Source organism: Pseudomonas sp. MH10 (assembly GCF_034353045.1).
GTDB lineage: Bacteria > Pseudomonadota > Gammaproteobacteria > Pseudomonadales > Pseudomonadaceae > Aquipseudomonas.
In genome coordinates this window covers 5,127,847-5,146,002 of record NZ_CP133783.1, presented here as the reverse complement: position 1 = coordinate 5,146,002, position 18,156 = coordinate 5,127,847, and the positions used below count along the sequence as shown (strand labels likewise).

Below are 18,156 nucleotides of genomic sequence, written 5' to 3'. Positions count from 1 at the left end.
TATTTGATCGTCGCGAACAACGACCTGCGGGGCATGAGCATTGGTACCAACGTACCAATGCATAAAATTAGGCGCGAAGTGTGCCATAACGGGCCGCTTTTGGCGCTATTACGGCGCGTTAATGGCCTAAAGCCGTCAGCCCCCATCAACCGTCGACCTGACCCCACTGTTTGCTCAGTCGCTTATCGGAAATCGGCACTTTGGTACCCAACTGCTGCGCAAACAGTGACACCCGATATTCCTCCATCCACCAGCGATAGATCACCAGTTCATCGTCGCGTTTACCTTCCTGCGCATGTTTCTTGGCGCGGGTTTGATACTGATCCCACAGCCCTGCGAGCTCGCCACTCCAGACGCGGTCTTTCTGCGCTTGAGCCGAGAGTTTTTCCAGACGCAGTTCGACGGATTTCAAATAACGCGGCAATTCCTTGAGCCATGGCATCGGGGTTTCGCGGACGAAGCCCGGGTACACCAGATGACTCAGTTGGGATTTGATGTCGTTCAGCGCCACGGCTTGGGCCAGGTCAATCTTGCCCTTGAAGCGCTTCTGCAAACCGTGCCACAGCGTCAGAATTTCCAGCGTCAGCTTCGCCAAACGCTCGGCGTGCTCAGTCCAGCCGCCACGCTTACGCTCAGCCAAGCCCGCCAGCCCGGCGCCATCGCGCGGCAGGCTGGCTTCGCCGTCGAGAATGCAGTTGTCGAGGCTGGCGAGCAGGATGTCTTCGATCAAGCCATCGACCCGGCCCAGCTCGCGATGCAGCAACGCCAACTCGGTTTGCCCCGGCAACTTGCCGCGCAAGAACTTGGCGGGCTCGGCGAGCTGTTGTAGCAACAAGCGCTGCAGGGCGCGTCGGTGTTGGAATTCGGCTTCGGCGGGGGTTGAAAACCGGCCTTCTTTGACCGTGCCCGATTCCTCCACCAACGCCGGATAGACCGTCATCGACAGCCCGGCGATGCTCTGTTGAGTTTTTTGCGCCACTGGGGCGAAGACTTTGGCTTCCACCGGCAACTGGCTTTTTGCGGTTTGCGGCACCGCCAACGCCGCTTGGCTGGCCTCGGCGAAGCGTGCCGTCAGGGCATCTAGCTCACGCCCTTCACCGAGGAATTTACCGTTGCCGTCAAGGATTTCCAAATTCATTTTCAAATGATTTTCGAGCTGCTGAGCCGCTTCGACCCACGCTTCGTCCGCCACCCGTGCGCCGGTCATGCGCAGCAATTCGCGACCTAGCGCCTGAGGCAGCGAACCTTCGCCGAAGGTAATGCGCTCCAGCGCAGCCTTGATAAAGTCCGGCACCGGCACGAAGTTTTTGCGGGTGGCTTTGGGCAGGTTACGCACCAGGGCAATGCACTTGGTTTCCAGCAGCCCCGGCACCAACCACGCCAGTCGCTCGGCGGGCAGCATTGGCAGTAATGGTGCAGGCACGCGCAACGTTACGCCGTCTCGGGGATGGTTGGGCTCGAAGTGGTAACTCAACGCCAGAGTCAATTCACCCAAACTCAGCGTGTCCGGGTAATACGCAGCGGTGATTTCGCTGGCTTCGCGGGCCAGCACATCTTCCTCGCGCATGATCAACAGCTGCGGGTTTTTCTGGCTTTCGACCTTGTACCAACTGTCGAAGGTCGCGGTTTGATGAATCTCTGCCGGAACTCGCGCTTCATAGAAGCTAAACAGCGTGTCTTCGTCGGCCAGAATGTCACGGCGACGGGCCTTGGCTTCCAGCTCGTCGAGGGTTTCCAACAGTTTGGTATTGGCGGTCAGGCACTTGGCGCGGGACAGAATCTCACCCCGTACCAGGCCTTCGCGAATAAACAATTCCCGTGAAACCGCCGGGTCGATAGGGCCGTAATGCACCGGCCGCCGAGCGACCACGATCAGTCCGAACAAAGTGATTTGCTCGAACGCGACCACCTGCCCGCGCTTCTTTTCCCAATGCGGTTCGAAGTGGTTTTTCTTGATCAAATGCCCGGCCAACGGCTCGATCCAGTCGGCGTCGATCTTGGCCACCATGCGCGCGTACAGCTTGGTGGTTTCCACCAGCTCGGCAGCCATCAGCCATTGCGGACGTTTCTTGCCCAACCCGGACGACGGGTGAATCCAAAAACGCCGCTGACGGGCGCCGAGGTAATCACCCTCTTCGGCTTTCTGCCCGATCTGGCTGAGCAACCCTGAGAGCACGGCCTTGTGCAGCTTGGCGTAATCGGCGGGTTCTTTGTTGATGGTGAGCTGCAAGTCCCGGCAGATCAGGCTCAGTTGCCGATGGGAATCGCGCCACTCGCGCAAGCGCAGGTAGTTCAGGAAATTTTTCCGACACCAGTTGCGCAGCGGGCTGGCGGTCAAGGCCAGACGTTGTTCTTCAAAACCACGCCATAAGTTGACCAGCCCGGCAAAGTCGGAATCGATGTCCTTCCATTGCGCATGGGCCTGATCGGCAGCTTGTTGCCGCTCGGGCGGACGCTCGCGGACGTCCTGCACGGACATGGCGCTGGCGACGATCAATATCTCTTGCAAGCTGCCTTGGTGAGCGGCTTCGAGCAACATGCGGCCCATGCGCGGGTCAACCGGCAGCCGCGCCAATTGGCGACCCAGCGGCGTCAGCTGGTTATCCCGGTTGACCGCCGACAGCTCTTGCAACAGGTTAAAGCCATCGGTAATGGCTTTGCCGTCAGGGGGCTCGATAAACGGGAAGTCGGTGATCTCACCCAGACGCAAATGCAGCATTTGCAGGATCACGGCGGCGAGGTTGGTCCGCAAGATTTCCGGATCGGTGAATTGCGGCCGACCGTTGAAATCTTCTTCGCTGTACAAGCGTACGCACAAACCCGGCTCGACCCGGCCGCAACGGCCTTTGCGCTGGTTGGCGCTGGCCTGGGAAACGGCCTCGATCGGCAAGCGCTGAACTTTGGAGCGATAGCTGTAGCGACTGATCCGCGCTGTACCGCTGTCAATCACGTAACGAATGCCTGGCACGGTCAGCGAAGTTTCGGCCACGTTGGTCGCCAACACCACACGACGCCCCGGATGGGACTGAAATATCCGCTGTTGCTCGGCCGGCGACAGGCGCGCGTACAACGGCAAAATCTCGGTGTGGCGCAGTTGCGCCTTGCGCAGCATTTCTGCCGCGTCGCGGATTTCTCGCTCTCCGGGCAAAAATACCAGTACGTCGCCGGGACTTTTGCGCTCGCTGCGTTCGAAGTCTGCCAGCTCCTCCAGAGTCGCCAGAATCGCCTGATCGACAGTCAAGTCGTCTTCAATCGCGTTGCCCTCCTCATCCTGTTGCGAGGTCAGGGGGCGATACCAGGTGTCCACTGGGAACGTACGGCCAGAGACTTCGACAATCGGTGCATTGTCGAAATGCTCGGAGAAGCGCTGCAAGTCGATGGTCGCCGAGGTAATGATCAGCTTCAGGTCCGGGCGGCGCGGCAATAGGGTTTTCAAGTAGCCCAGCAAAAAATCGATGTTCAGGCTACGTTCGTGGGCTTCGTCGACGATGATCGTGTCGTAACGTTCCAAGTAGCGATCGTGCTGGGTTTCGGCCAGCAGGATGCCGTCGGTCATCAACTTGATCAGGGTGTTGCTGTCGCTTTGGTCTTCGAAACGGACCTGATAACCCACCAACGCGCCCAAGGGCGTACCGAGTTCTTCGGCCACCCGGCTGGCGACGCTGCGGGCGGCAATCCGACGCGGCTGTGTATGCCCAATCAAGCCATGCTGGCCGCGACCGATTTCCAGGCAAATCTTCGGCAACTGGGTGGTCTTACCCGAACCGGTTTCGCCAGCAATGATCAACACCTGATGCTTGAGCAGCGCCGCCTTGATTTCATCGCGCTTGGCGGCAATCGGTAGGCTGTCGTCATACCGAATCACCGGAAGGCTTTCACGCCGCGCCGTGACCTGGGCGATAGACGCTTGCGCACGCCCCGCCCATTGCGCCAACTTGGCCTCGTCGGGCTTTTTACGCAGGTCGTGCAACTGCCGGCGCAAGCGATGACGATCAGAAATCATCGCGTGGTCGAGGTTTTTATACAGTTGGTCGATGGAGGGCGATTCGTCGGTCATCGGGTACGCAAAGTCTTTTGAGGGTGCAAAGGCGGGGATTGTCGCAGATTTGAGGGGGGCAATGCAGCACGCCGCCGTGTTGCCGCGCTGTCGCGCAGCAAACACCGGACTACTTGCAGGAGCGCGCTTGCCCGCGATCGGCTGCGCAGCAGTCGTAAAATCAGCGAATGGGTTCTTTCAGGCGAAACCGACACAGCCCATTGGGACCGCTTTGCGCTCCATCGCGAACAAGTTCGCTCCTACAGATTCGTGGCGTCGCCCGTTCTAAAACAACCAAGCCCCGCATTGGCGGGGCTTGGTTGTATAGCGTTTAGATTTTACTTGGCCAGACCCAACTTTTTCAGTTCTTCAGCACGCAACTCGCGTCGCAGGATCTTGCCGACGTTGGTGGTCGGTAACGCATCACGAAACTCCAGCATTCTCGGCACTTTGTAAGCCGTGACGTTGGCGCGCATATGCTCCGTGACCTGTTCTTTGGTCAGGTTCATGCCCGGTTTGACGACAATGAAAATCTTGATCGCCTCACCCGATTTTTCGTCAGGGATACCGATGGCGGCGCACTGCAGGACGCCGGGCAGTACCGCCAGTACGTCTTCCAATTCGTTGGGGTAGACGTTGAAACCGGAGATCAGAATCATGTCTTTTTTGCGATCGACAATGCGTAGGTAGCCATCCGGTTGGATGATCGCGATGTCGCCGGTTTTCAACCAGCCGTCAGCGTCGAGCATTTCTTCCGTGGCTTCTTTGCGCTGCCAGTAGCCCTTCATCACTTGCGGGCCTTTAACGCAAAGCTCACCGGTGGCGCCCAGTGCCAGCTCGTTACCAGCGTCGTCGATCACCTTACACAGGGTCGATGGCACAGGGATGCCAATGGTGCCGATCTGAATTTTTTGAATCGGATTGACCGTCGCCACCGGGCTGGTTTCAGTCATGCCGTAACCTTCGCAAATCTCGCAACCGGTCACTTCCTTCCAACGTTCAGCCGCCGCGGATTGCAGGGCCATGCCCCCGGACAACGTGACTTTCAACGCGGAGAAATCCAGTTTGCGAAACTCTTCGTTCTGACACAGGGCCACGAACAGGGTGTTCAGGCCGACAAAGCCGCTGAACTTCCACTTCGACAGCTCCTTGACCATCGCCGACAGATCCCGCGGGTTGCTGATCAGGATGTTGTGATTGCCAATCAGCATCATCGCCATGCAATGGAAGGTGAACGCATAGATGTGATACAGCGGAAGTGGCGTGATCAGAATCTCGCAACCTTCGTTGAGGTTCGAGCCCATCAGTGCCTTGCATTGCAGCATGTTCGCAATAAGGTTGCGGTGCGTCAGCATCGCGCCCTTGGCCACACCAGTAGTGCCGCCGGTGTATTGCAGCACCGCAACATCGTTACTGGAAGGTGAGGCGTCTTTAACCGGCAGGCCACGACCTTTGCTCAGCACATCGTTGAACTTGATCGCCTTGGGCAAGTGGTACGCCGGGACCATTTTCTTGACGTACTTGATCACGCAATTGATCAGCAGACGTTTGAGTGGCGGCAACAGGTCGGCCACTTCGGTGATGATGACGTGTTCGATTTTGGTCTTGGGCAGTACGGTCTCGGCCAAATGAGCCATGTTCGCCAGACACACCAAAGCCTTGGCGCCAGAGTCGTTGAACTGGTGCTCCATCTCCCGCGCGGTGTAAAGCGGGTTGGTGTTAACCACGATCAAGCCGGCGCGGATGGCTCCGAACACAGCGATCGGGTATTGCAACAAATTGGGCAGTTGCAACGCGATACGATCACCGGGCTGTAGCGTGGTGTGCCGCTGCAAATAAGCGGCAAACGCACCGGACAATTCGTACAGCTCACCGTACGTGATCGTCTTGCCCAAATTGCTGAAAGCGGGTTTGTTGGCGAAACGCTGGCAGGACTGTTTCAACACCGCCTGGATATTTGGGTACTCATCAGGATTGATCTCGGCAGCAATGCCAGACGGGTATTTATCCTTCCAAAAATTTTCGATCATGGAAGCCGACTCCTCAGCGAGCGAATTCTACACACCGCTTTAATGCGGTGATTTTTTGTTTGGTTTACAGGCTTTTTTCGCTTACCGATTGGTCAAAAAGCGGGCCGAGAGTACCAGCTTTGCCAGAGGCCGCCTAGAGCCAAAAGAGGCCCGCACGGTCATAAAAATGACCGAATAAGTTAGTTCGGTCATTTTTAGAGCAACCATACACCATGGTAAGACAAAGGATTGCAGAGCTTAAAAATAGATCATCGTGCAACACGCTGCTCCCAAGAACATCCTCATCCTGTGGCAGCAGCAGGCGCGCAAGCGAATGCTTTGGCGCGGACGGTTGAATCAGGCGATGTCCCGCAGTTCGCGGCGCAGGATCTTTCCTACTGGCGTCATCGGCAATGATTCACGCAGCACTATTTGCTTCGGTACTTTATAACCGGTGAAATTTTCTTTGCAGTAGGCTTTTAGCTCTTCAAGACTGACGCCCATCTCCCGCGCCACCACGAACAACTTCACCGCTTCGCCCGTGCGGTCATCCGGGACACCGATGACTGCGCAGCTCGCCACTTTCGGGTGGGCCATCACCACGTCTTCGATTTCGTTAGGGTAAACGTTGAAGCCCGAAACAATGATCATGTCTTTTTTGCGATCAACGATGCGCACAAACCCGTCCGGGTCGATGACGGCGATGTCACCGGTTTTTAACCAACCTTGGGCGTCCAGCACTTCGGCGGTGGCGTCGGCACGGTGCCAATAGCCCATCATCACCTGCGGGCCTTTGATGCACAGTTCGCCGCGCTCGCCCAAGTCCAATTCATTACCGATGTCATCGATAACTTTAAACGCAGTGCCAGGTACGGGAATCCCGACCGTTCCCAACCGCGCTTGGTCACCATAGGGGTTGGTGGAAGCAACCGGGGAGGTTTCGGTCAGACCGTAACCTTCGACGATCCCGCACCCGGTCAATTGCTGCCAGCGTTCGGCGGTGGCCTTGACCAGCGCCGTTCCCCCAGAGTTGGTCAGCTTCAGGCTGGAGAAGTCCAGGCTTTTGAAGTCTGGGTGATCCATCAACGCCACGAACAGCGTATTGAGCCCGATCAATGCCGAGAAACGCCACTTCTTCAGCTCTTTGATAAAACCGCCGATGTCTCGCGGATTGGTGATCAGCACGTTGTGATTGCCGGTGACCATCATGCACATGCAGTTCGCGGTGAAGGCATAGATGTGATAAAGCGGCAGCGGCGCAATCATCACCTCTTGACCTTCCTTGAACATCGGTGCGCCGTCTGGCCCGTGCTGCAAGAAGCAGGCATGCACCTGCTGCATGTTGGCGACCAAATTGCCGTGGCTGAGCATTGCGCCTTTTGGCAGACCGGTAGTGCCGCCGGTGTACTGCAACACAGCGATGTCGTCGAGGCTGAGTTTGACCCCTTGCAACGGGTGACCACGCCCTAGCTTCAATACACTTTTGAAGGGGATAGCCTGGGGCAGATCAAACGCCGGGACCATCTTCTTGACCTTATCGACGACGGTATTGACCAACCAGCCTTTAGCCGCCGATTGCATATCGCCCATCTTCACTTCGATCAGGTACTGAATGTCGGTATCGGGCAGCACTTCCTGCACCAACTTGCCAAAGATATTCAGGTAAACCAGCGCCCGGGCGCCCGAGTCTTTGAACTGAAGGCGCATTTCACGGGCGGTATAGAGCGGATTGGTGTTAACCACAATCAGCCCAGCACGCAGCGCCCCGAATACGGCGATGGGGTATTGCAGCAGGTTGGGCATTTGCACGGCGATGCGATCCCCAGGCTGCAAATCAGTCTGCTGTTGCAGGTAAGCGGTGAAGGCGGCCGAGTGGCGCTCCAACTCGGCGTACGTCAGAGTGACCCCCATATTGCTGAAGGCCGGCCGGTCTGCAAACTTTTTGCAGCACCGCTCGAAAACCTCGACGACCGATCTGTAGGCGTTGAGGTCTATCTCAGGCAGCACGCCGGCGGGGCGTTTATCGTTCCAGAAATCAGGATGCATTGTTTTTATGTCCTCTTACCTGAGTATGTCTGGCCCGCCGTATTCAAGCGCGGGGCTTGCCGGACGTTAGCAGCTAAAGCCAACAAGGCAAATAGTAGGCGGCGCGTCATCAACCGCGTGAATCTTGCAGGTGATCGGACTGCGATTTGTCCATAAGCCTACACTGATCAACACCTGTCACTCGGGGCACAAGGAATCGCCATGAACCGCACTGCTTTCTGGCTTGACGCCAGTGACCACAGCCGACTCTATATCAATCACTGGCAACCGACGATCACCCCCAAGGCGGTGGTGATGCTGTCCCACGGCATGGCTGAGCACAGCGGCCGTTACGCGCGTTTCGGTGAGGCATTAAGCGCCGAGGGATTCGCGCTCTACGCGCCGGATCAGCGCGGCCACGGTGAAACAGCGGCCCACGGCACGATTGGGCACTACGCCGATGACCAAGGCTGGAGCAAAGTGGTCGGCGATTTGGCTAGCCTGAGCCAATACATTCGGCAAAAACACCCGTCGGTGCCGATCTTCCTGATGGGCCACAGCATGGGCAGTTACATTGTCCAGGCCTATATGCTGCACCATAGCGCCAGCCTGCAGGGCGCGATTCTCAGTGGATCGAATTTTCAGCCGGTTGCGCTCTATCGCAGCGCCAGCCTGATTGCTCGAATGGAGCGCTGGCGACAGGGCGGCACCGGGCGCAGTGCCCTGATTGAATGGTTGTCGTTTGGCGCGTTCAACAAGCATTTCAAGCCCACGCGCACGGCCTTTGATTGGTTGAGCCGCGACCCGGTTGAAGTTGATCTCTACATGAACGATCCGTTGTGTGGCTTTCGATGCACCAACCAGCTCTGGATCGACATGCTGGCGGGCCTGCAACAAATCAGCAAGCCGGCGAACCTCGCGCAAATCGACCCGAACCTGCCGTTGCTAATAATCGGCGGCGAATGTGATCCGGTGAGCGAGGGTAAGCGTCTCAAAGACCTTGCCAATGCTATGAGGCAATCGGGCAATCAAGGGTTGCAGCTGAAGGTTTACCCTCAGGCGCGCCACGAACTGCTCAATGAAACCAACCGAGACGAAGTCACTCGTGATCTACTCGCGTGGCTCAATGAAGCTTTGGCCAGCCCTCGACCACCGCACGTTGAGTAAATCGAGCCCCATGCTGTTGATACGTTGATCACCACTAACACGCCACAGGATCAGTTTATGACTCAAGTTACCAACACCCCGTACGAAGCGCTTGAGGTCGGCCAGACCGCCAGCTACAGCAAAACCGTCGAGGAGCGCGACATCCAACTGTTTGCTGCTATGTCAGGCGATCACAACCCGGTGCACCTCGACCCTGAGTTTGCCGCGCAAACCATGTTCAAAGAGCGTATCGCCCACGGGATGTTCAGTGGCGCATTGATCAGTGCCGCTGTAGCTTGCGAACTGCCTGGCCCCGGCACTATTTATATTGGCCAGCAAATGAGTTTTCAAAAGCCGGTGAAGATTGGCGACACACTGACGGTGCGCCTTGAAATCCTGGAAAAACTGCCAAAATTTCGCGTACGCATTGCGACTCGCGTGTTCAACCAACGTGATGAGTTGGTGGTAGACGGCGAAGCCGAGATCCTCGCGCCCCGCAAACAGCAGACGGTCACATTGCCGACGCTGCCAGCCATTACCATTGGTTGATTAGCGCTATGTACTGACACCTGTGCAGGCTGTGCAGCCTGCGTGGGACCGAATTTATTCGGGAAGCATACGACGCGGTTTGTCAGGCCAACAGCGTCACGGCGTTTGCGAATGAATTCGCTCCCACAAAACACTTTCACTTTTCAGCAAACGAAAAAAAGGCGACCGAAGTCGCCCAAAGTGCCTTGCGTGCTCGTGTACCAGACCGACCCCAGCGTTATTTACGCTTTTTTGAATCATTCCAGATAAATAGTCCAAACCCTACGAAGAACAGCACCATCAGGCTGACGGTACACACCCCCGCTACAACCACATTATCGAGAAACATAACCGCCCTCCCTGATGAACTCTGTTCGATAGAGCTAGGTTAACCAAGGTGTCTGGGGGTGAAGTTGACGCAGATCAATGGCGACCACGACAGGCTAAGGCGCCCAGCGAATAACTGATCTGCATCAAAAAACGGGGGGTGGGGACAGGAGCAATCAAGGCTTTTTTGGTTTGCCTTTGGGCTTTTTCTTGCCTTTGCCCATCGGCAACGCTTGTTCGAAAGCCTGACGGACTTCATTTAAACGTTTGTCGTTCAGGTCGTGGGTACGCTTGGCGCGCTCGGCGCCCAGGTCGATCAATTTATCGTCTTCGCTCATGGCCTATACGTCGTGAACACGGGAGTGCTGACAATAATGCGTGCAGACGGCGGCTGTGACTAGCAATGAACAGCGTTGTTGCGAGACAAAATGTTGAGGGCGGCTGGACAGCGCCATTTTGCTGAATGGATCAGACCTCCACGTCCACCCACAACCCCTGCCTCGGCTCATCATCAATCAACGGCACGACCGGCACGGTGTTGTCAGCATTCAACAAATTGCCGGGTTCTGCGAAATGGTCTTCTGGATCATCAGGCTCGCCGTGGCGGCGTTTTTCCTGACGACGCCGCTGCTCTTCTCGCAGCATCATCGCGCTTTGTTCGGGGTCGCGATTGCGTAGATCAATGGTACTTTCGTTGGAGGGCGGCTGCACCGGCACCACAGGCGGAATATCAGGCCGTTGCTTGACCGGGTCGAGCTGCGAGGTCACGGGGACGACGCTCAGCGGAAGCATGGGTGGCAGCATGAATTTGATCTCCTGTGGCAGGCTGTCGGCTGCCGGTTCGTCGACTTGAGCCACCGGGCACGAAAGTTTCGACTATGGTCTTGCCAGCAAGTGCCCGGCACCGCCTGCTCAACGGCACTTAGCCAATGAATACAGCCGTTTTGACAGTGCCCTTTGGTTTGAGTGGCATGATCCGTTAATATAGTCGGCTTTTTCACGGCGGGAGTCAGGCAGCATGGCGCAGCAGTATCAACCGGGGCAACGCTGGATTAGTGACAGCGAAGCTGAGCTGGGTTTAGGCACCGTTCTGGCGCAGGACGGCCGCTTGTTAACCGTGCTCTATCCGGCCACTGGCGATACTCGCCAGTACGCGCTGCGTAACGCACCGCTCACTCGCGTACGCTTTTCGCCAGGCGATACGATCACCCACTTCGAAAACTGGAAAATGACCGTACGCGAAGTCGACGATGTCGATGGCCTGCTGGTCTATCACGGTCTCAACGCCCAGAACGAAGCCGTTACGCTGCCGGAAACCCAGCTGTCGAACTTCATTCAGTTCCGCCTGGCCACTGATCGCCTGTTTGCCGGGCAAATCGATCCGCTGCCGTGGTTCTCCCTGCGTTACCACACGCTGGAACACACCAGCCGTCAATTACAGTCGTCACTGTGGGGCTTGGGCGGCGTTCGTGCGCAACCCATCGCGCACCAACTGCACATCGCCCGCGAAGTCGCTGACCGCATCGCCCCTCGGGTACTGCTGGCCGACGAAGTAGGCTTGGGTAAAACCATCGAAGCCGGCTTGGTGATCCACCGTCAGTTGCTGTCGGGCCGGGCCAATCGGGTATTGATTCTGGTGCCGGAAAACCTCCAGCACCAATGGCTGGTGGAGATGCGCCGCCGTTTCAACCTGCAAGTGGCGCTGTTCGACGCCGAGCGTTTTATCGAAAGCGATGCCAGCAACCCGTTTGAAGACACCCAGCTGGCGCTGGTTGCACTGGAATGGCTGGTCGAAGACGAAAAAGCCCAGGACGCGCTGTTTGCGGCGGGCTGGGATTTGCTCGTGGTCGACGAAGCGCATCATTTGGTGTGGCACGAAGAACAAGCCAGCCCGGAATACTCGTTGGTCGAACAGCTTGCTGAAGTCATTCCGGGCGTGTTGCTGTTGACCGCGACCCCGGAACAACTCGGTCAAGACAGCCACTTCGCCCGTCTGCGCCTGCTGGACCCAAACCGTTTCCATGACTTGCACGCGTTCCGTGCCGAGAGCGAAAACTATCGCCCGGTGGCTGAAGCTGTTCAGGAGTTGCTGGATAAGGGCCGCCTTTCACCCCAAGCGCACAAGACCATTCACGGTTTCCTTGGTGATGCCGGCGAAGCGTTGTTGGCTGCCGTCAACGATGGCGACACCGATGCCAGCGCACGACTGATTCGCGAACTGCTCGACCGTCACGGCACAGGCCGCGTGTTGTTCCGTAATACGCGTGCCGCAGTACAAGGTTTCCCCGAGCGCAAACTGCACCCGTATGCCCTGCCCTGCCCGGTTGAATACCTGGAGTTGCCGGTTGGCGAACATCCCGACCTGTACCCGGAAGTCAGCTTCCAATCGCAGCCCGACCTCGCCGAAGAACAACGCTGGTGGCGCTTCGACCCCCGTGTTGATTGGCTGATTGACACGTTGAAGATGCTCAAGCGCGTCAAAGTGCTGGTGATCTGTGCCCACGCCGAAACCGCGATGGACCTGGAAGACGCCTTGCGCGTGCGCTCAGGCATCCCGGCGACCGTGTTCCACGAAGGCATGAACATTCTGGAGCGTGACCGCGCCGCCGCCTATTTCGCGGATGAAGAGTTCGGCGCGCAAGTGCTGATCTGCTCAGAAATCGGCAGTGAAGGCCGCAACTTCCAGTTCGCTCACCACTTGGTACTGTTCGATCTGCCGGCACACCCGGATTTGCTGGAACAACGCATTGGGCGTCTGGACCGAATCGGCCAGAAACATATCATCGAGCTGCACGTTCCTTATCTGGAAACCAGTCCACAACAGCGCCTGTTCCAGTGGTATCACGAGGCGCTTAACGCGTTCCTTAATACCTGTCCCACCGGCAACGCCCTGCAACACCGCTTCGGTCCGCGTCTGCTGCCGCTGCTGGAAAGTGGCGACGACACTGAGTGGCAAGCACTGGTCGACGAAGCCCGGGAAGAACGTGTTCGTCTTGAAAGCGAACTGCACAGCGGTCGCGACCGCTTGCTGGAGTTGAACTCCGGCGGTGCGGGCGAAGGCGAAGCGCTGGTCGAAGACATTCTTGAGCAAGACGACCAATTCGCGTTGCCGATCTACATGGAAACCCTGTTCGATGCGTTCGGCATCGACAGCGAAGACCATTCGGAAAACGCACTGATCCTGCGCCCTAGCGAAAAGATGCTCGATGCCAGCTTCCCGTTGGGCGACGACGAAGGCGTGACCATCACCTACGACCGCAACCAAGCGCTCGCCCGTGAAGACATGCAGTTCATCACGTGGGAACACCCAATGGTTCAGGGTGGCATGGACCTGGTGCTGTCCGGCTCCATGGGCAACACCGCCGTGGCCTTGATCAAGAACAAAGCGCTGAAACCCGGCACCGTGTTACTTGAGCTGTTGTACGTCAGTGAAGTGGTCGCGCCGCGTTCGTTGCAGTTGGGTCGTTATCTTCCGCCGGCAGCGCTGCGCTGCCTGTTGGACGCAAACGGCAACGACCTGTCGGGCCGCGTCTCGTTCGTGACCCTGAACGAACAACTGGAAAGCGTGCCCCGTGCCAGCGCCAACAAGTTCATCCAGTCGCAACGGGATGTGCTTAATCCACAGATCAACGCCGGCGAAGCCAGAATCGCGCCGAAACACGCTGAACGCGTAGCCGAAGCGCAACGTCGTCTGGCGGCAGATACCGACGAAGAGCTGGCGCGCTTAACCGCATTGCAAGCGGTCAACCCGACCGTGCGCGACAGCGAGTTGATCGCCCTGCGTAAACAGCGCGAACAAGGCTTGGCGATGCTCGACAAAGCCGCTCTGCGACTGGAAGCGATTCGGGTGTTGGTCGCGGGGTAATGGACGAAGCGGTGTGCCCGACACACCGCTTTCCCGAATGAATTCGGTCCCACAGGGAATTCAGCGTCATGCTGAAATTCTGTGGGAGCGAATTCATTCGCGAATGGCCTGACGCGGTGGATCAGGCCGTCACCGCAGGCATCAGCGGCTCATTCGCAGCCATTCCCGCCTTCATCCGCTCGGCATCCTTGGCGAAGCTGCGGGACGCTTGAAGCAAGAACAACAGGGTCAGGAACAACGCCACCGGAATCAGCAGCATTGCGTCGTGCAGGCCGTCGGCCTTGAACACTTCGGTCATTTGCCCAACACCCGCTGCGGCCATCGCTGCATGGGAGAAGTAGTCGGACAACAACCCGACGACCACCGGCCCCAGCCCCCCGCCCAGTAGATACAGCCCAGCGAAGAATACCGCCATGGCGGTCGCGCGCAAACGCGGCTCCACCACATCCTGGATCGCGGTATAGACGCAGGTATAAAAGTTGTAGGAAAACAGCCAGCCCACACTGAAGACGCCGATGAACAGGCCGATTTCAATTCGCCCGGCATGCAATGCGTAACCGGTGGTTGCCGTCGACACAATCAAACTGAGCGCCGCGAATATCAAACGCCCACTGGCATAACGCTGGTGAACCTTGTCCGCGATCCAGCCGCCGAGGGTCAGGCCTATCAAGCCGGTCACACCGACAATCAATCCCGTCGCCACAGCCGCTTGCTGCAACGGCAACAAAAAGTAGCGTTGCAGCATCGGCACCATGAACGAATTGCAGGCGTAGGTGGCGAAGTTGAAGCTAAGCCCCGCCAAGACCAGCCAACCAAAGGTTGGAATCGCCAACACCCGACGGATCGGCTTGTCGATTTTTTCCTGAGACATGCGCACGCTTTCGGCGGCGCCACGCTGAGGTTCTCGGATAAAAAACATGAAAATTGCCAGCAGCAAACCCGGTACTGCCGCAATGAAGAACGGCGCGCGCCACGAGTCGAACGCCTTGACCATCGCCCCCGTGGTAAAAAACGCCAACAACAACCCCAACGGCAGGCCGAGCATGAAAATCCCCATGGCCCGAGCACGGCGATGGGCCGGGAATAAATCGCCGATCAGTGAGTTAGCCGCCGGCGCATAACTGGCTTCGCCGATGCCGATCCCCATGCGCACCGCCAGGAACCCCCAAAAGCTGCCGACCAAGCCATTGGCCGCCGTCAGACCACTCCAAACCGCCAGGCCCCAGCCCATCAATTTACGACGCGAGCCGGTATCGGCCATGCGACCTAGTGGCAGTCCGGCAATGGCATAAACGATGGTGAACGCAGTGCCAATGATTCCGATCTGAAAGTCGCTGAGGCTCCATTCCAACCGAATCGGCTCGATGATAATGGCGGGGATCGCACGGTCGTAGAAGTTGAACAAATTTGCCAGGAACAGCAGGAACAGAATGCGCCAGGCATTCTTCGCTTGGGTCGAGTTCTGCATGGGGTCCGTCTCTTTTATTGTTATTCGATGTCCTGTGCACTCGAATGAGAACCCTCGCGCAAACGCCGGATTTCGTCGAGCCTGGATGCTCAATCTAGAACTCGCCAGGAAATCTGTCTTTAAACATTCGTTACGCTGATAACAGGTGATCGACGTTGGTTACATGGGCTGTGTCCGCAAGCTCGTGACGCGCTGTAAAAGTCGTCATTTCTTACTCCGCGATGGCGCGGCAACCTCAGTCGTGCGCCCATCCACTCCAGCATATGGCTAACGATGACTCATAAAAACGATATGGCCAGCGCGGCCTCAGGGTTACTGTTAACCGCTCCTAGCGCTCCGGCCATCCGCAGCGCTTACAGCCCCCAGCCGATGCCCGCGCACCAGGATCTGTACTTTACCGAGACCGACACCGATCGCATCCTCGACAATCTCGACGGCCTGCGTGACATCGTGTTCCGCTTTCGGCTCATGTCGAAGACCCAGAAGAACTACGTCGCGACCAACAGTTTCCATCGCTGTGCCTGATAGGTTTGGGTCGCTGCGGCTCGAACATTGCGTTGGACGTTGATTCCCCGCGACAGCGTGAAAAAGGCGGTCAAATACCTGAGAGAAATTTACCGTCACCGGATTGGTAAGACCAAAGTCATCTCGCTCAATCAGCACACCGGGAAAACCGCATACTGAGGCGCAGGAACGGTTTGAAACAGGTGGGTTTTTTCGCTACTGCACTTCGCCATCGTCGTGATGGCGGTTACCGGGCTACCCACCCGCCCGGCTCGCCGCACTTTTTCAGGGCGATAATTCAGACGTGCGCCCTGTCCTGAATCAACACCCAAGGTGCCACCACCACCGTCCAAAGCGGCGGATCGCGCTCCAAAAGATCCAACGCCCTTGATTCGTCTACCTTGCTGACCTGTCCCGTTAAAAGCCACGCGGCGACTTTGTCTGCTTGGTTAACAGCCACGGCTTCTGCGACCTCGATCAAATCCAGAGGCGCCTCGACCCACAACAGGGCACCCCTGGCAAAGAATGGTTGCAATTCATTCCACGTAATAGAAGCCGTCTCGACGAGCAGTTTGGCATAGAGGGTGCTAGGTTCTTTCGTCATGGGTTTCACCAAAGAGAAAATTGGCGCAATCATAGCGCCGCTGTTTCTTCGGACAAACCCAGATTTAAGTGATTGATTGCATGGGAAGTTCAGAATTGCGGGGGTGCGAACTCAATTGTGCGAACGCTGAGCGCAAGAAGTTGGTGCGATTCTGTATCTTTCTGTCGATTAAGCGACATCACCCGGTTTTGCCCCCAGTAGCCCGCTTTTCAAGCGACAAACCGGCGCTCTACACTGTACCGGTACAGTTGCCGGGGGGATGACCGGGCGTTTTTTATCTGGTCCTGCAGCCTTGGCCGCCAGGATTATAAAAATTAAAACAGAAGAGTGGAGCATCATGACTAAGGGTATTAAGCAGGTTTCCAAGCTGTTTGCCGCACTGGTTTTGGCCGGGGTAGCCAGCCATTCGTTCGCAGCTGACACCATCAAAATCGGTATTGCCGGTCCTAAAACTGGCGCAGTCGCTCAATACGGCGACATGCAGTTCAGCGGCGCAAAAATGGCCATTGAGCAAATCAATGCCAAAGGCGGCGTAGACGGCAAGAAACTCGAAGCCGTTGAGTACGACGATGCCTGCGATCCAAAACAAGCCGTAGCGGTCGCTAACAAAGTCGTCAACGACGGCGTGAAGTTCGTGGTCGGTCACCTGTGCTCCAGCTCGACTCAACCGGCGTCTGATATCTACGAAGACGAAGGCATCGTGATGGTCACTCCAGCGGCCACCAGCCCTGAGATCACCGCTCGCGGTTACAAAATGATTTTCCGCACCATCGGTCTGGACAGCGCTCAAGGTCCAACCGCTGCCAACTACATCGCTGACGTGGTTAAACCGAAAGTGGTTGCTGTCATCCATGACAAGCAGCAGTACGGTGAAGGCATCGCTACCGCAGTGAAGAAAACCCTCGAAGGCAAAGGCGTGAAAGTTGCCGTGTTCGAAGGCATCAACGCTGGCGACAAAGACTTCTCTTCGCTGATCGCGAAACTGAAACAAGCCAACGTCGACTTCGTTTACTACGGCGGCTACCACCCGGAACTGGGTCTGATCCTGCGTCAGGCTAAAGAGAAAGGCCTGATCGCTGGTTTCATGGGTCCAGAAGGCGTGGGCAACGCGTCGATCTCGCAGATCGCTCAAGATGCTTCCGAAGGTCTGCTGGTAACACTGCCGAAATCGTTCGACCAGGATCCTTCGAACAAGGCTCTGGTCGCCGCGTTTGCAGCGAAGAAAGAAGACCCAAGTGGCCCGTTCGTGTTCCCGGCTTACGCTGCAGTTGAAGTGATCGCTGATGCCATCACTGCCGCTAAAAGCGAAGACCCTTTGAAAGTAGCCGCCGCTATCCACGCGGGCACGTTCAAGACCCCGACTGGCGACCTGAGCTACGACGCCAAAGGCGACCTGAAAGACTTTAAATTTGTGGTCTACACCTGGCACAAAGACGGCACCAAAACCGAAGCTCCAATGAAATAAGCTTCGAGTTTGTGACTCACCCAAAGCCCACTGCATCCACAGTGGGCTTTGTTTTACGAGGTAAACGGGTCGAGACCTGCGCTACAGCAACTCGTCCCCTCTGAAAATCTTGAAACCGTCACCAGTGCCCCACTGAGCTCACGTCAAACGTGGACGAATACCATGACGCGCGAGCGGCA

12 protein-coding genes and 1 pseudogene are annotated in these 18,156 nt (G+C 57.1%); 5 read left to right on the top strand and 8 right to left on the bottom strand.

The features are described 5' to 3' along the window. Positions 1–145 precede the first annotated feature (145 nt). The 3 genes from hrpA to fadD2 all read right to left on the bottom strand — a co-directional run bounded on the left by hrpA (position 146) and on the right by fadD2 (position 8,091). Complete coding sequence (gene hrpA / locus RHM59_RS23230) at positions 146–4,057, bottom strand: ATP-dependent RNA helicase HrpA (protein ID WP_322285511.1); 3,912 nt, start codon at positions 4,055–4,057, stop codon at positions 146–148. A gap of 317 nt (positions 4,058–4,374) precedes the next feature. Beyond that, positions 4,375–6,066 carry a long-chain-fatty-acid--CoA ligase FadD1 gene (gene fadD1, locus RHM59_RS23225; RefSeq protein ID WP_322285510.1) on the bottom strand — a complete coding sequence of 564 codons (1,692 nt, stop codon included), beginning with the start codon at positions 6,064–6,066 and terminating at the stop codon, positions 4,375–4,377. Between the two features lie 336 nt (positions 6,067–6,402). Then, positions 6,403–8,091, bottom strand: a complete 1,689-nt coding sequence (fadD2, locus tag RHM59_RS23220; protein WP_322185177.1) for a long-chain-fatty-acid--CoA ligase FadD2 — start codon at positions 8,089–8,091, stop codon at positions 6,403–6,405. 201 nt (positions 8,092–8,292) lie between these two features. On the opposite strand from fadD2, the gene RHM59_RS23215 reads away from it, so the two are divergent. Together RHM59_RS23215 and RHM59_RS23210 are read left to right on the top strand one after the other, a co-directional pair. Next, positions 8,293–9,237: an alpha/beta hydrolase gene (locus tag RHM59_RS23215; RefSeq protein WP_322165739.1), complete on the top strand. Its 945-nt coding sequence runs from the start codon at positions 8,293–8,295 to the stop codon at positions 9,235–9,237. A 57-nt stretch (positions 9,238–9,294) separates the two neighbouring features. Further along, positions 9,295–9,765, top strand: coding sequence for a MaoC family dehydratase (locus RHM59_RS23210; protein WP_299828133.1), 471 nt, complete (start codon positions 9,295–9,297; stop codon positions 9,763–9,765). Between the two features lie 217 nt (positions 9,766–9,982). Here RHM59_RS23210 and ccoM read toward each other — a convergent pair whose 3' ends face one another. From ccoM to RHM59_RS23195, 3 genes are all read right to left on the bottom strand, one after another. Next, positions 9,983–10,093 carry a cytochrome c oxidase subunit CcoM gene (gene ccoM / locus RHM59_RS23205; protein WP_322165740.1) on the bottom strand — a complete coding sequence of 37 codons (111 nt, stop codon included), beginning with the start codon at positions 10,091–10,093 and terminating at the stop codon, positions 9,983–9,985. Positions 10,094–10,247: 154 nt separating this feature from the next. After that, complete coding sequence (locus RHM59_RS23200; RefSeq protein ID WP_322165741.1) at positions 10,248–10,409, bottom strand: hypothetical protein; 162 nt, start codon at positions 10,407–10,409, stop codon at positions 10,248–10,250. 130 nt (positions 10,410–10,539) lie between these two features. After that, positions 10,540–10,875, bottom strand: a complete 336-nt coding sequence (locus tag RHM59_RS23195) for an aspartate-semialdehyde dehydrogenase (protein WP_322165742.1) — start codon at positions 10,873–10,875, stop codon at positions 10,540–10,542. 214 nt (positions 10,876–11,089) lie between these two features. Between RHM59_RS23195 and rapA the strand changes: the two genes are divergently transcribed. After that, entirely contained in the window at positions 11,090–13,936 is a 2,847-nt protein-coding gene (rapA, locus tag RHM59_RS23190) for an RNA polymerase-associated protein RapA (RefSeq protein ID WP_322165743.1), read from the top strand. Positions 13,937–14,057: 121 nt separating this feature from the next. On the opposite strand, the gene RHM59_RS23185 is transcribed toward rapA, so the two are convergent. Beyond that, complete coding sequence (locus RHM59_RS23185) at positions 14,058–15,404, bottom strand: MFS transporter (RefSeq protein ID WP_322285509.1); 1,347 nt, start codon at positions 15,402–15,404, stop codon at positions 14,058–14,060. A 273-nt stretch (positions 15,405–15,677) separates the two neighbouring features. Between RHM59_RS23185 and RHM59_RS23180 the strand changes: the two are divergent. Further along, a pseudogene (locus RHM59_RS23180) lies at positions 15,678–15,970 on the top strand (hypothetical protein); the annotation flags it as partial. A 236-nt stretch (positions 15,971–16,206) separates the two neighbouring features. Here the strand turns inward: RHM59_RS23180 and RHM59_RS23175 are convergent. Continuing rightward, positions 16,207–16,512: a DUF2288 domain-containing protein gene (locus RHM59_RS23175; protein WP_322185171.1), complete on the bottom strand. Its 306-nt coding sequence runs from the start codon at positions 16,510–16,512 to the stop codon at positions 16,207–16,209. 337 nt (positions 16,513–16,849) lie between these two features. On the opposite strand from RHM59_RS23175, the gene RHM59_RS23170 reads away from it, so the two are divergent. Further along, on the top strand, positions 16,850–17,977 hold the full coding sequence (locus tag RHM59_RS23170; RefSeq protein WP_322285508.1) for a branched-chain amino acid ABC transporter substrate-binding protein: 1,128 nt from the start codon (positions 16,850–16,852) through the stop codon (positions 17,975–17,977). The last annotated feature ends 179 nt before the right edge of the window (positions 17,978–18,156 follow it).